Source organism: Polymorphospora sp. A560 (genome assembly GCF_045781765.1).
Taxonomy (GTDB): Bacteria; Actinomycetota; Actinomycetes; order Mycobacteriales; family Micromonosporaceae; genus Polymorphospora; species Polymorphospora lycopeni.
In genome coordinates, this window is the sequence record NZ_CP122282.1 from 663,222 (window position 1) to 677,140 (window position 13,919).

General features: G+C 72.8%; 12 protein-coding genes and 1 riboswitch. Of the genes, 7 read left to right on the plus strand and 5 right to left on the minus strand.

Annotated elements, in window-relative coordinates; all coding sequences use genetic code 11:
* The first annotated feature begins 218 nt into the window (after positions 1 to 218).
* Positions 219 to 509, plus strand: a complete 291-nt coding sequence (locus tag QCD66_RS03075) for a DUF1540 domain-containing protein (protein ID WP_364210523.1) — start codon at positions 219 to 221, stop codon at positions 507 to 509.
* Positions 510 to 569: 60 nt separating this feature from the next.
* Here QCD66_RS03075 and QCD66_RS03080 read toward each other — a convergent pair whose 3' ends face one another.
* From QCD66_RS03080 to QCD66_RS03090, 3 genes are all read right to left on the minus strand, one after another.
* Positions 570 to 1,673, minus strand: a complete 1,104-nt coding sequence (locus QCD66_RS03080; protein ID WP_364210526.1) for a DNA alkylation repair protein — start codon at positions 1,671 to 1,673, stop codon at positions 570 to 572.
* Positions 1,674 to 1,783: 110 nt separating this feature from the next.
* Positions 1,784 to 3,154, minus strand: a complete 1,371-nt coding sequence (locus tag QCD66_RS03085; protein ID WP_375733664.1) for a hypothetical protein — start codon at positions 3,152 to 3,154, stop codon at positions 1,784 to 1,786.
* Positions 3,151 to 3,567, minus strand: a complete 417-nt coding sequence (locus QCD66_RS03090; protein ID WP_375733663.1) for a hypothetical protein — start codon at positions 3,565 to 3,567, stop codon at positions 3,151 to 3,153. Before QCD66_RS03090 ends, QCD66_RS03085 begins: the two co-directional genes overlap by 4 nt.
* A gap of 221 nt (positions 3,568 to 3,788) precedes the next feature.
* Positions 3,789 to 3,912, plus strand: a riboswitch (cobalamin riboswitch).
* An 89-nt stretch (positions 3,913 to 4,001) separates the two neighbouring features.
* On the opposite strand from QCD66_RS03090, the gene QCD66_RS03095 reads away from it, so the two are divergent.
* The 5 genes from QCD66_RS03095 to QCD66_RS03115 all read left to right on the plus strand — a co-directional run bounded on the left by QCD66_RS03095 (position 4,002) and on the right by QCD66_RS03115 (position 10,148).
* On the plus strand, positions 4,002 to 5,471 hold the full coding sequence (locus QCD66_RS03095) for an LPXTG cell wall anchor domain-containing protein (RefSeq protein ID WP_407566995.1): 1,470 nt from the start codon (positions 4,002 to 4,004) through the stop codon (positions 5,469 to 5,471).
* Between the two features lie 92 nt (positions 5,472 to 5,563).
* Positions 5,564 to 6,454, plus strand: a complete 891-nt coding sequence (locus tag QCD66_RS03100) for a hypothetical protein (protein ID WP_407567231.1) — start codon at positions 5,564 to 5,566, stop codon at positions 6,452 to 6,454.
* A 1-nt stretch (position 6,455) separates the two neighbouring features.
* Entirely contained in the window at positions 6,456 to 7,601 is a 1,146-nt protein-coding gene (locus tag QCD66_RS03105) for a CbiQ family ECF transporter T component (protein WP_375734416.1), read from the plus strand.
* On the plus strand, positions 7,598 to 9,220 hold the full coding sequence (locus QCD66_RS03110) for an ABC transporter ATP-binding protein (RefSeq protein ID WP_375734415.1): 1,623 nt from the start codon (positions 7,598 to 7,600) through the stop codon (positions 9,218 to 9,220). Before QCD66_RS03105 ends, QCD66_RS03110 begins: the two co-directional genes overlap by 4 nt.
* Positions 9,221 to 9,290: 70 nt before the next feature.
* Positions 9,291 to 10,148: an ECF transporter S component gene (locus QCD66_RS03115; protein WP_375734414.1), complete on the plus strand. Its 858-nt coding sequence runs from the start codon at positions 9,291 to 9,293 to the stop codon at positions 10,146 to 10,148.
* Positions 10,149 to 10,158: 10 nt separating this feature from the next.
* On the opposite strand, the gene QCD66_RS03120 is transcribed toward QCD66_RS03115, so the two are convergent.
* On the minus strand, positions 10,159 to 11,679 hold the full coding sequence (locus tag QCD66_RS03120; RefSeq protein ID WP_375734413.1) for a family 43 glycosylhydrolase: 1,521 nt from the start codon (positions 11,677 to 11,679) through the stop codon (positions 10,159 to 10,161).
* 249 nt (positions 11,680 to 11,928) lie between these two features.
* Between QCD66_RS03120 and QCD66_RS03125 the strand changes: the two genes are divergently transcribed.
* Positions 11,929 to 13,389, plus strand: a complete 1,461-nt coding sequence (locus QCD66_RS03125) for a family 43 glycosylhydrolase (protein ID WP_375734412.1) — start codon at positions 11,929 to 11,931, stop codon at positions 13,387 to 13,389.
* Between the two features lie 16 nt (positions 13,390 to 13,405).
* Here the strand turns inward: QCD66_RS03125 and QCD66_RS03130 are convergent, their stop codons facing one another.
* Positions 13,406 to 13,897, minus strand: coding sequence for a YfbM family protein (locus tag QCD66_RS03130; protein WP_357536627.1), 492 nt, complete (start codon positions 13,895 to 13,897; stop codon positions 13,406 to 13,408).
* Positions 13,898 to 13,919: the final 22 nt, after the last annotated feature.

Below are 13,919 nucleotides of genomic sequence, written 5' to 3' on the forward strand. Positions count from 1 at the left end.
CGGCCGGACCATCGCGCGGCAATACGGATCCGTGGCCCCGCGGAATTGTGCCCAGGCCTGTTCCGCCCGTACCGGAATGAACGTTGCCGGTCGAATTAAGGAAAGCCTCACCTGCGCGTATTAGGTAAGGCTCTGCTCCTCTGAGCTGGGCAAACTCTTTTCCTGTTCGAAGTGCCGAAAGTGCCGTACCGGTTTACGGTCGAACGGAGGAGGTAGTCATGACACAGATGCTGGAAATGCCGCGGGTACAGGAATGCACGGTAACCGACTGCGGCTACAACCATGACGGATGCCGGGCCTTCGCCATCACCATCGGCGAGACGACCGCCAGTTGCGACACGTTCATCGACACCTCGGCCAAGGGCGGGCTCGACATGGTGATCGCCCAGGTCGGCGCCTGCAAGCGCGCCGAATGCCGGTTCAACGCCGAACTCGAGTGCCGGGCACCGTCGATTCGGGTCGCGCCGGGCCAGGACCTCGCCGACTGCATGACCTTCCAGCCGCGCTGACCCGGCCCGCTGCCGTCCGGGCCCGTACCCCGGGCGGCAGCCGCCACCCCGCACCGCCGCTCAGGGGGAGCCGAGCCGGAAGGTGCGCAGCCCGTGCCGCACACCGTTCACCTGGACCTCGACCGCGTGCTCACCCGGGTGGTAGGTGCGGGTGCTGATCGGCGCGAACGAGTGCCGCCGACTGATCGTCAGGCTGGCGCCGGCGTCGAGACGGCGCGTGGTGAGCTTGAAGACCTTCGGGCTCAGCGTCCCGTTGGCCCGCCGGTGGTGGACGACGTAGTCGATCGCCACCGCCGCGAGATCCGGCCCCCGGTTCTCGAGCGTGACCTCGAAGAGCAGGTCGCCGCCGGACGCCACCACAGCCGCGCCGAGCACCGGTCCGGTGACGACGATGTCGGGCGCCGGACCGAACCCGAGCAGCCCGAGCGCCGCCGGATCACCCTTCTTGACCAGCGTACGCAGCCCGTGCCGGACCACCTTCGCGGTGTGCTCGTCCGCCTGATCGAGCCAGCGGGCCGCGGTCGCCGTGGCCAACTCCGGATCGATGCGGCTCAGGTCGTTGAGATGGTTGGCGACCGAGCGGCGGACGTACTCCGAATCGTCGCGGTAGAGCGCGTCGAGCACGGTGGCGGTGGCCGCCGGGCGGTCGAACAGCGCCCGCACCCGCCGCGCCCAGGGCAGGTAGGGGCGGGTGCCCTCGCTGGCCAGGCGCCGCACGTGCGGGTCCGGGTGCCGGGTCCACTCCTGTGCCACGGCCAGCGTGCGGTCGAGGTCGGCGGCGAGGAACGACCGGACCGCGAACTCGGCGGTCAGCCGCGGGGTCAGGTCGGCGAGCAGGGCGAGTCCGGCGTCGAAACGGTCGGCCGGCCCGGCGTCGAGCGCGCGCCGCGCGACGGCCTCGGTGACCGGCCAGATCATCCACCCGGTGAATTCGGGCCGCTCCAGGGCGGCACGTACGACCGCCGCGAACCCGTCGTAGTCGTCCGGCAGATCGGTCAGCAGCGCGTCGCGTACGTCGTGGCACCGCTCGCTGAGCGTCCGCCCCTCCAGTGCCGCCGCCGTGCGACGCAACGCCGGCAGCGGATGCCCCGGTGCCACGTCGAGCAGGCAGCGCGCCAGCCCGTCGACGGCGGTCGCGTTGAGAAGTTCGTCGGCGGTGGGCATCGGCTGACCTTTCGTGCTCGCCGCGGTCGCCGGCTTCCGGCGGCGCCGGCCGGCACCGGCGAGGCTCTCCGCCGCCAGCGGCCGGCCCGATCCTCGCACGGCGGGCGTGCTCAGGTCGCCGGCGGTCCGGAGGGAGGCGGGAGAACTTCCGGGCGCGCCGGCCGTGGCGCCTTCGGCGGGCGCGGGTGTGCCGGCGGGAAGTCGTCCGGAACCTTCAGCGGCGCCGCCGGTCCGGCCACCACCGCCGCCGGCCCGGTGCCGACGTCCGGCCCGGCGGTCCGTGGCCGCCACACCTGTTCGGCGGGCAGCAGCGAGCGGAAGTCGAACTGGCACTTCGGGCACGCGCGTAGTGCCGTCTCGGCCCGCCGGTCGCCGCAGCGCTGGCAGTACGTCACCACGGTCTCGTCGGCGTCCAGACCCTGGCAGCGCGGGCAGGCGAACTCCGGGCCCTTGCTGTTCAACTGCACCAGCCGGCCGGCCAGGACGTACGGGGTCACCACCGCGCTGATGCCGGTCGCCAGGTCGCGGGTGCGTCGGGTCCGTTCCTGGAGCCGTTCGAGTTCGGGGTTGGTCACCTTCTCCAGCCGGCAGGTGGTGCAGGTCCGCAGCGTGCGGACCGGCAGCAGGCCACGCAGCCGGGCCTGCTGGTGCAGGAAGGTCACCACCGGCACATCCTCAGGGGTGGCGGGAAACAGCGAAGCCCGGCCGTCGGCGGCGAGGTGTTCCTCGACCCGGAAGACCAGCGACTGCACCTGTGCGACGAGTGCCGGTGGCATCGCGCCGGGCCGGCTGGTGACCAGCGTGCCCACCATCAGCATGCCGTCGGCCAGTTCGGTCGGCACCTCGGCGACCGCGTCCGCCGTCTCGAAGACGAAGGTGTCCACACCGGACCGGCTGACCGACGCCCCCCGGGGCGGTGCCGAACCACCGTCGAGCAGCCGCGACGTGTGCCGCGACAGGGCCGCCTGTGCCTGGGCGGCGTGGCTGGCGGCGTTCTGCATGATGGCGACGTCGCCGGTGCCGGTGTCGCGCCACCACGGGGTGAACGAGCCCGCCGCCGACGGGTCGAGCCGGGTCAGCGCGCCGTCGACGGCGGCCAGCACGGAGCCGAAGAGTTCGACGTACGCGCTGGTCGCGCCCCAGTTGCGGCCGACCTTGCCGGGCCAGCGGTCGGCGAGCAGGACGACGATGCGGCAGCCGGTGTCGGCCGCCTCCAGCCCGATCCGCAGGCTCACCGGCAGCTTGCCCGGTGCCAGCGTGACCCCGCCGAGCTTCGAGCCGCGCACCGCCTCCAGCACGCTGAGCTGCTCGGTCCGCAGCTCGAACGACAGTTCCCGGATGGTGCGCAGCAGGTGCTGACGGGCGACGCTGGGCGGTACGGCGACCCGCCGCTCCGCCCCGGCGGCCAACCGCCCCGGTTCGAGGCCGGGCGTGCCGGCAGCCGGGCCGGCGCTGGCCTCCCCGGCTTCCGCCCAGGTCATTCCGTGGCGGAGCCGAGGCCGGCGTCGTACGGGGCCAGTTCGGTGGCGGCCGTCTCGACGTGGGTGTTCGCCGCGGTCTGGTAGTCGATCGAGGTGTCCAGGTTGGCGCCGGCGATCGAGGCGTGGTTGGCGGCGGTGTCCATCGCGCTGTCGGCGGCGTCGAAGTAGCCCTGTGCGGCGCTCTGCTGGGCGTAGTCGACGTAGCTCTGCGCCGAGTCGGCCCACGAGGCGCTGTTGTCCGCGTGCCAGTCCGACCACTGCTGGTCGCTGGTGGCGCTGGTCAGTTCACTTTGCACGATCGTCGCGGCGGGTTCCGGCACGGCGGCGGGTTCGACGGTGGGGACGACCGGTGTGACGTCCACGGCGGGTGTGTCGGTGGACAGGTAGTCGTTCCAGCCTGAATCAGTGCTCACTGCCGATCTCCAGATCTGCCGACGGACGCGACCCCGTTCGGCAACATCGTCGCAACGGCGCGCCACCGTCCTCCATCGTCCGACCGGGTGCCACCGACGGGACCGCTGGTCGCATGGACCGGACGTACCGTCGGTGGCCATCGATGCGAGGTCGTGACCTGTGCCTCATGTACGCGGCGTGGGTGGCTGGATACCGTAAGGTTCGCTACCAGCCAGAATGGCTTACCCACAACTGAATGAGTTTCCGCGTGGGGGAAGCCGGTGTGAAGCCGGCGCTGACCCGCAACCGTATGTGGTGGACTTCCACCACGAGCCGGAATGCCCGCACGGAGACGAGCGGCCTCAACTGTCGTGGTCTACAGGTTGAGCCCGGATCGACGGACCCCTGCGGGCCGGGATGCGGTGCTCACCACCGCTCCCGAAAGGCATGTCCCATGCTCCGTCGCCTTCTCGCGGCCCTCACCCCGGCCCTCGCCGGGAGCGCGGTGCTGCTCGTCGCGCTTTCGACAACACCCACCCCCGCGCCGGCCGCCGCCGTACGCGCCGACAACCCGCATTCGGCGCAGAGCGCCGCCGCCGCCAGGTGGCTGGCCGGCCAACTGGCCGACGGACGCCTGGCGGGTCCGTTCGGCGGCACCGACTGGGGCCTGACCATCGACGCGCTGATCGCGCTGGAGGCCGCCGGCACCGAGCCGGCCGCCGCCGACGCGGTCGCCGACGCGGTCGAGGCGAACGTCGACTCGTACGCGACCGGCGGCGACTGGGCCCCCGACTACCTCATCAGCGGCTCGATGGCCAAGGTTCTCGTCGCCGCCGTGGTCGCCGGCCGGGACCCGACCTCGTTCGGCAGCCACGACATGCGCGCCCGCACCCTCGACCTGATCCGTGGCGCGGACGCCGGAGCCGTGCAGGGCTGGATCTTCGACCGGTACGGCGACCAGCCGACGCAGGGCGGCAATCTCTTCGCGCAGAGCCTCGCGGTGCTCGGCCTGGCCCGATCCGGCGGTGCCCCGCAGCCGGCGGTCGACTTCCTCGTCAAGCAGCAGTGCGTCGCCGGCGGCTTCCGGCTCAATCCGGCGACCGACGGCGCGGCCTGCACCAGCGCGCCGGTGGCCAGCCAGGTCCAGGACGTCGACACGACCGCGATGGCCGTACAGGCGCTGCTCGCGGCCGACGCCGCAGGGGCCACCGGCGCGAAGGCCGCCGCCGACGCCGGCATCGGGTGGCTGCTGACCCAGCAGAAGGCCGACGGCTCGTTCCAGGGCTCGATGGGCACCGATTACTCCAACACCAACAGCACCGGCCTGGGTGGCCAGGCGCTGGCCGCCGCCGGACACATCGCCGAGGCCGACCGGGCCGCCGACTTCGTCGCCGCGCAGCAGTTGACGGCGGCCGGTGGCGGGGCCGCGGCCGCGCACGCCGGGGCGATCGCGTACACCCCGGGCTCGCTCGCGGACGCGATCTCGGGCGGCATCGCCGAGAACGAGACGGATCAGTGGCGGCGGGCCACCGGGCAGGCCGCGCTGGGTCTGGCGAAGGTGTCGCTGGCCGAGATCGGGACCGGCGGCACCGAACCGACCCCGACGTCCACGGCCACCCCGACCCCGACCGGATCGGCGTCCCCGACGACCTCCCCGACCGCGTCGCCGTCCCCGACCGCGACCGCCACCCCGACCGGTACCGCCACCCCGACCGGTACCGCCACCCCGACCGGTACCGCCACCCCGTCGCCGACCGGCCCGACCAGCCCGGCGCCGACGACCTGGGCGCCACCGCCGTCCGGTGGCGGACGGCTGCCGACGACCGGCGTCGACGTCACCTCGATCGGCGCGTTCGGCGCGGTCGTCATGCTCGCCGGGGCCGGGCTGGTCGTGGCCGGCCGGCGCCGCCGGGAGGGGGCGTGACCGCACGGACGGACCGGTTCCCGCCGACACCGGCCGGGCGCGACCCGGCGGCGGCCGGGATCCGGGTCGGGCTGCGGACGGCCGGCGCGGCCCTGGCCGCGCTGGTGCTCGCCGCTGCCGGCGCCACCGCACCCGCACCCGCCTACGCGGCCGGAACCGCCGGCTACTGCCCCGACGCCAACGGCGTCACGGTGATCGTCGACTTCCGGGAACTCGGCGGCGCCACGATCATCAGGTGTGCCTCCGGCAACCAGGCCACCGGCCTGGCGGCGTTGAAGAACGCCGGCATCCAGATCACCGGCACCGCCCGGTGGGGCGAGGGATTCATCTGCCGGATCGAGGGCAAGCCCGGCCCGCAGAGCGAACCGTGCATCGACACTCCACCGGCCAGCGCCTACTGGTCCTACTGGCACGCGCCGAACGGTGGCACCTGGAGCTACAGCCAGTTCGGGGTGCTGAACCGGACCCCGCCATCGGGCAGCTTCGAGGGCTGGTCGTTCTCGAAGGACCGGACCTCGTCCAGCAGCCCGCCGCCGCGCGTGGCGCCCCGCCGGCCGGCGGCACCGGCACCGACGCGTACCACCGCCGGCCCGCCACCGGGCGGTCAGCCCGGCGCCCCGCCACCGGCCGCCAGCCGCCCGGCCGATCCGCCGCCCGGCGGCGCGCCCGCCCCGTCGCGACCCGCGCCGCCGCCCGCCGCCCCGACCGGTCCCGCGACCACCCAGGCCACCACGCCGCCCACACCCGCCGGGCCGACGTCGGGCGCCGCACCGGCCACCACCGACCCGGGTCCGTCACCGACCCCGACCGGTACGGATCTCGCGCTGCCGCCCGAGCCCGCCGCGCGGACCGGCGACGGCGGGGGAGTGCCGTTCGCGACGCTGGCCGGCGGCGTACTGCTGGTGGCACTCGCCGGCGGTGCGGTGTGGACGGCCCGGCGCCGGCGGGCCGCGACCGGCACCGAACCGCCGGACCAGGTCTGAGGTGACCGCCCCGGTACGAGTGCCGCGAAACCTGCACCCCGGCGCCTGGTGGCTGTGGGCACTGGGGCTCGCGGTCGCGGCGAGCCGCACGACGAACCCGCTGCTGCTGGCGCTGATCCTGGCGGTCGCGGCGTACGTCGTCGCGGCCCGCCGCGGCACCGCGCCGTGGGCCCTCGGCTTCCGCCTCTACCTGTGGCTGGGTGGCATCATCGTCGTCTCCCGGGTGCTCTTCCGGGTCGTCTTCGGCGGCGGGCAGGGCGACACCGTGCTGTTCACGCTGCCGCAGATCCCGCTACCGGAGTGGGCGGCCGGCATCCGGCTCTTCGGGCCGGTCGCGGTCGAGCAACTGCTCGGCGGCTTCTACGACGGGCTGCGACTGGCCACCATGCTGATCTGCCTCGGCGCGGCGAACGCCCTGGCCAACCCGAAACGGATGCTGCGGGCGCTGCCCGGCGCACTGTACGAGGTCGGCGCGGCCGTCGTCGTCGCTCTCTCGGTCGCCCCGCAACTCGTCGAGAGCGTGCTGCGGGTACGCCGGGCCCGGCGGCTGCGCGGCGGCACCGGGCGCGGCCTGCGGGCGCTGCGCGGCATCGTCATCCCGGTGCTGGAGGACGCCCTCGACCGGTCACTGGCCCTGGCGGCGGCGATGGACTCCCGCGGCTACGGCCGCCGGGGCGCCGTACCCCAGGGGTTCCGGCTGCTCACCGGCGTCCTGGTCGTCGCCGGCCTGGTCGGGGTGTGTGTCGGCGTCTACGGGCTGCTCGACGCCAGCACCCCGCGCTATCTCGGCCTGCCGATGCTCGGTGCCGGGCTGGCCCTGGCCGTCGGCGGATTCGTGCTCGGCGGCCGGCGGGTCGTCCGCTCGGTCTACCGGCCGGACCGCTGGCGTCCGGCCGAGGTGGCCGTCGCGCTGTGCGGGCTGGCCGCCGCCGGCGGCCTCTACGCCACCATCCGGGTCGACGCGGCCAACCTGTACCCGTCGCTGAGCCCGCTGTCGTGGCCGGAGATCTCCGCGCTGCCGGCGGCGGCGGTGCTGGTGGCCGTACTGCCGGCCTGGCTGGCGCCACCACCGCCGGCCGACACGCCGGTCGGCACGGCCGCTGGCCGGCCACCGGTCGGCGTGGCCGCCGGACGGGAGCGGGTATGACGATCCAGTTCACCGACGTCACGGTCACCTACGCCGACGCGCCCGCCCCGGCGCTGCGCGCCGTCACCCTGTCCATAGAGGAGGGTGAGCTGTGCCTGGTCGCCGGCAGGACCGGCGCCGGCAAGTCGACCCTGCTGCGGGCCGTCAACGGCCTCGTGCCGCATTTCACCGGCGGTCGGCTCGCCGGCCGGGTCACCGTCGCCGGCCTCGACACCCGCGAGCACCCGCCCCGCGAGTTCGCCCACCTCGTCGGTGTCGTCGGCCAGGACCCCCTCGCGGGGTTCACCACCGACACCGTCGAGGAGGAACTCGCGTACGGCATGGAACAGCTCGCCGTACCACCGCCGGTGATGCGCAAGCGGGTGGAGGAGACCCTCGACCTGCTCGGCATCGCCGAACTCCGCAACCGTCCACTGCGGACGTTGTCCGGCGGCCAGCAGCAGCGGGTCGCGATCGGCGCGGTGCTGACCGCCCAGCCCCGGGTCCTTGTGCTCGACGAGCCCACCTCCGCCCTCGACCCGACCGCCGCCGAGGATGTGCTCGCCGCGATCACCCGGCTGGTGCACGACCTCGGCGTCACCGTCGTCGTCGCCGAACACCGGCTCGAACGCGTCGTCCAGTACGCCGACCGGATGCTCTACCTGCCCGGCGACGGCACCGTCGTCTCCGGTACGCCCGCCGACGTTCTCGCCACCGCCGACGTCGCCCCGCCGGTGGTCGAACTGGGCCGGCTCGCCGGCTGGCAGCCGCTGCCGCTGTCGGTCCGCGACGCCCGTCGGCGGGCACCCGCCCTGCGTGAGCGGCTGCGCGACCGACCGCCACCACCATCCCGGACCACCGCCGCCGGCCCGGTGGCCCTGACCGCGCGCCGGATCGTGGTCCGCTACGGCGAGGTGTACGCCGTACGTGGCGTCGACCTCGACCTGCGGGCCGGCGAGATCACCGCCCTGATGGGCCGCAACGGCTCCGGCAAGTCGTCGCTGCTGTGGGCGGTGCAGGGCTCCGGCCCGCGCCAGGGCGGCCGGGTCGACGTCGGCGGCACCGACCCGAAACAGGTGTCCGCCGGGAAGGCCCGCCGCCTCGTCGGCCTCGTCCCGCAGACCCCCGCCGACCTGCTCTACCTCGACACGGTCGACGCCGAGTGCGCCCAGGCCGACCAGGAGTCGGGGTCGCCGGCCGGCACCTGCCGGGCCCTGCTCGACCGGCTGGTGCCCGGCCTGCCCGGTGCCAGCCATCCCCGCGACCTGTCCGAGGGGCAGCGGCTGGCGCTCGTACTCGCCGTGCAGCTGGTCGCCGCGCCGCCGGTGGTGCTGCTCGACGAGCCGACCCGAGGGCTGGACTATCCGGCGAAGCGGCACTTCGCGGCCGTCGTACGCGAACTCGCCGAGGCCGGCCGGGCGGTCGTCTTCGCCACCCACGACGTCGAGTTCGTGGCGGCGGCCGCCGACCGGGTCGTGGTGATGGCCGAGGGGGAGATCGTCGCCGACGGTCCGACACCGGACGTCGTCGTCGCGTCACCGGCCTTCGCGCCGCAGGTCGCCAAGGTCCTCGACCCGCTGCCCTGGCTGACCGTCGCCCAGGTCGCCGCCAGCCTCGCCGGACAGGATGTGCCGGCATGACCGAGCGGAGCGAGGGAATCGGTTGGCTCAGGCCCCGGTCATGCGGTGCCGAGCGAAGCGAGGGGCCGACATGACACCTTCTGTCGTGCCCCGTACCAGGGTGATCCGGGTGGCGCCGCGTAGTGCGCTGGTCCTGGTCCTGGCGTCGGCCGCCGGGCTGGCGATGTTCTTCTGGCCGCTGTTCCACGCACCCGGACCCGAGGCGATCGCGCACACCGCCGACGCTCCGCTGATCTTCGTGGTGATCCTGCCGGTGCTGGTCGCCGTCGTACTCGCCGAACTCTCCTCCGGCGGGATCGACGCCAAGGGGCTCGCCATGCTCGGCGTACTGTCGGCGATCAACGCCGCGCTGCGCCCGCTCGGCGCCGGGACCGCGGGCATCGAGACGGTCTTCTTCATGCTGGTTCTCGCCGGCCGGGTCTTCGGCCCGGGCTTCGGCTTTGTGCTCGGCTGTACGTCGCTGTTCACGTCGGCGCTGCTGACCGCCGGGGTCGGGCCGTGGCTGCCGTTCCAGATGCTCGCCTCGGCCTGGGTGGGGCTGGGCGCCGGACTGCTGCCGGCCCGTCCGCGCGGCAGGGTCGAGATCGCCATGCTCGCCGGGTACGGCCTGCTCGCCGCTTACGGGTTCGGCTTCCTGATGAACATGTGGTTCTGGCCGTACACGACCGGGATCGACACCCAACTGTCGTACGTGGCCGGGGCGCCGCTGCTGGAGAACCTGCACCGGTTCGCGGTCTTCACCGGGGTCACGTCGACGTTCGGCTGGGACACCGGCCGGGCGATCACCAACGTGGTCGCGATCGTGCTCGCCGGGCCGGCGGTGCTGGCCGCCCTGCGCCGGGCCGCCCGCCGCGCGGCCTTCGACGCCCCGGTCGTGTTCGACTCCGCCCCGGCCGGTCCCGGCCGGACCGGGCCGGCCGGGGGGTGAGCCCGGGCGGCTACTCGCCGGAGGGGGCGGCGAGTTGGACGCCCAGCCGGACCGGGGTCCCGAAATTCGGTGTCCCGTCGGCGTTCCAGGTGAACTTCTGGGCGCGGGTGGAGCGGTTCATGTCGCAGCCGCCGCCGGCCGAGTCGTTGGCGTGGTAGACGATCCAGTCCTCGGTGCCGTCCGGTGACTTGAAGAAACCGTTGTGGCCGGGGGCGTAGACGCCGTTGGCGTCGCTGCGCTGGAACACCGGGGTGGGGTGTTTGGTCCAGGAGGCCGGGTTGAGCGGATTGCTGCCGGTCAGGGTGAGTAGGCCGAGTTTGTAGTCGGGGCCCCAGCAGGCGCTGGCCGAGTAGACGATCATGGTTCGGCCGTTGTGGTAGAGCGGTTCGGGTCCCTCGGCGACCGGATGGGTCTGTCGCTCCCAACTCAGCGTCGGCGAGGTGAGCCGGACCCGGGAGCCGCTGATCGTCCACGGGTTGCTGAGCGGGGTGATGAACAGGCTCTGGCCGTTGCCGCCGCCGTTGTAGGTGCCCAGCAGGTAGAGGTTGCCGTTGACCTTCAGGACACTGGCGTCCAGTTGCCAGTCGCTGCCGAGGTCGGCCTTGAAGGTGTACGGCCCCATCGGGTCGGTGCCGGCGCTCTCCAGCACGTGCAGCCGCTGGGTCGGGTTGAAGTCGCTGACGTTCTGACCGGCGACGTAGTAGAGGTACCAGCGGCGCCCGTTGGGTCCGTCGAGCAGGTGGAACTCGGGGGCCCACATGTTGCAGCAGCCGTTCGGGCGCCCGGAGAGATCGAAGACGACCTGCTCGGGGGCGCCGAAGAGGCCGCTGAGTGTGCTCGACCGGCGCATCGTGATCGTGGAGTTCCAGGTGGTCGTGGCCAGGTAGTAGAAACCGTTGTGGTGTTGCAGCCACGGGTCCGGGCCGTTGCGCTTGATCGGGTTGGTGAAGGTCCCCGGGGTGCCGACCACCGGTCCCAGATTGACCATCCGCCACTGCTGGTTGTTGCCGTCCAGGTCCTGGTACTGCGAGACCATGGCCCCGTCTGCCGTCGACCACTCCCACACGTCGAGGGCCTTGCCGCTGTGTCGGTTGATCAGCCGTACGTGGCCGCCGGCGGAGTCGGCCAGCCGGAAGTGCTGCCGGGTGCTGCCGTTGTCGGCGTTCTGGACCAGTTGGACACCGTCGTTGGCGTTGGGCAGTTCGAGCACCTTGCCGCTGTGCCGGGACTGCACCCGGAAGAAGCCGTTGCCGGCGTCCAGGAACCGCCACTGCTGCCACGCGCCGTCGTTGCGGGCGTACTGGTTGATCGGGGCGCCGTCGTTGGTGGCCAGGTTGTAGACGTCGAGGGCCTTGCCGCTGTGCCGGTTGACGAGCACGTAGTAGGCGTTGGTGTCGACGGTGGCGGCAGAGGCCGCCGGCATGGCGACGGTCGCGGCGGTGCCCGTCACGACGAGGACGAGGCCGGCGGCGAGGCCCGCGCGCCAGCGCGGCCGCGTGCGGTGGGGTTGCTTCTCACGGATGGGTGGCATCGGCCCGCTCCCTGCCGTCGACGGAATGCATCGATGATGGTCGCGTTAACAATATGGCTTGTCAAGCTGCCGGTCAGTGTTGGTCGAACAGGATTGCTGGTGGATCTACCTGCTTGGACATGGGATGGAGTGGCAACTAAGTCGTCCGGAACGCTTGATAAGCATCGATGTTAGCCTTCACAATGCTGGCGGCTACCAGTGATCGGCGGGCCGCATCCGCCGCCGACCGGACCGTACGAGGAGACGCCGATGACCAGTCCCGCCGCGCCGCGCCGCGCCGGTCTCGTCCGCCGGGTCGCCACCGCGACAGTGCTCGCCGTGCTGGCGAGCCTGCTGCCGGCGGCACCGGCCCCCGCCGCCCCGGCGGTCAACCACACCAACCCGCTGGTCGCCCAGCGGGCCGACCCGCACATCGTCAGGCACACCGACGGCTACTACTACCTGACCGCCACGGTGCCCGAGTACGACCGCATCGTGCTGCGCCGCGCCACCACCCTGCAAGGGCTCTCCACCGCCCCGGAGACCACGATCTGGCGCCGGCACACCAGCGGCGAGATGAGCGCCCACATCTGGGCACCGGAGATCCACTTCATCAACGGCCGGTGGTACGTCTACTTCGCCGCCGGCCGGGCCGACGACATCTGGCGGATCCGGATGTACGTGCTGGAGAACTCCGCCGCGAACCCGCTCGGCGGCTCGTGGACCGAACGCGGCCGGATCACCACGCCGTGGGACACCTTCGCCCTGGACGCCTCGACGTTCGTCGCCGGCGGGGTGCGCTACCTGACCTGGGCGCAGCAGGAGCCGGGGATCGCCACCAACTCCAACCTCTACCTGGCGCGGATGGGCGCCGACCCGTGGACGATCACCGGCCCGGTGACCCGGCTGACCGTGCCGACGTACGACTGGGAGACCCGGGGCTTCCGGGTGGCCGAGGGACCGGCGGTGATCCAGCGCAACGGCCGGATCTTCCTGACCTACTCGGCCAGCGCGACAGATGCCAACTACTGTCTCGGCCTGCTGACCGCCGCCGCGACGGCGGACCTGCTCAACCCGGCGTCCTGGACGAAGAGCCCGACCCCGGTCTTCGCCAGCAACGCCGCCACCGGCCAGTACGGTCCCGGCCACAACTCGTTCACCACGTCCGACGACGGGCAGAGCGACATCCTCGTCTACCACGACCGCAACTACCGGGACATCAGCGGCGACCCGCTCAACGACCCGAACCGGCGGACCCGTATCCAGAAGCTGTACTGGAACGCCGACGGCACGCCCAACTTCGGCATCCCGGTCCCCGACGGCGCGACCCCGGTACGGCTGCGTTCGCACGACCTCCCCGCCAACTTCGTCCGCCACTCCGCCTACCGGGGCCGGGTCGAGCCGAACGTGACGAACCTGGCCGACTCCCAGTTCCGGATCGTCACCGGCCTGGCCGGCGCCGGGTCGGTGTCGTTGGAGTCGACCAACTTCCCCGGCCACTACCTGCGGCACCGCAACTACGAGATCCACCTGGAGCGCGACGACGGCTCGGCCCTGTTCCGGGCCGACGCGAGCTTCGTACGCCGGCCCGGACTGGCCGACGGTGCCGGGATCTCGCTCGAATCGGGGAACTTCCCCGGCCGGTACGTCCGCCACCGCACCGGGCTGCTGTTCATCGAGCCGGTGGGCACGGCCGCCGAACGGGGGTCGGCAACGTTCCACCTGGAGTGACAGCGGTCGCTGACGCTCACTGGTCGACGGTGAAGATCACGTGCTTGCCGTCGCGGGCGGCGCGCTGGAAGAAGGCCACGAGATCGGTGAAGTTCGCCCAGGTGTATTCGAAGTCCTCGGCGCCGTGGTTCACGCCGTAGTCCTCGACGTCGATCGCCCGGTAGCCGGCGAGCAGCCGGTCGCGGTCGACCGGGACGAGCGCTTCGGCGACGTCGCGTACCCGGTCCGGGGTGAGGAGGCCGACGATGTAGTCGTCGTCCTCGTGGACCTGGAGACCGCCGAGGACCGCCGCGTTGAGGGGATAGTCGCCGTTGTCGTAGCCGAGCAGGCCGTCGGTCAGGCAGCGGTGGATCGCGTCCCAGGCCTTGTCGGTCTCGCAGTGGTCGACCTCGTCCCAGGCCTCCTCGATCCCGGTGACGATCGCCATCACCGCCGCGTCGTCGTCGGCCGACAGCAGCCGGGCCGCCGCCTCCTCGTCGATCGCGAAGTGCACACCGAGACTGCTCATGACCCGTTCTCCTCCACCGGAA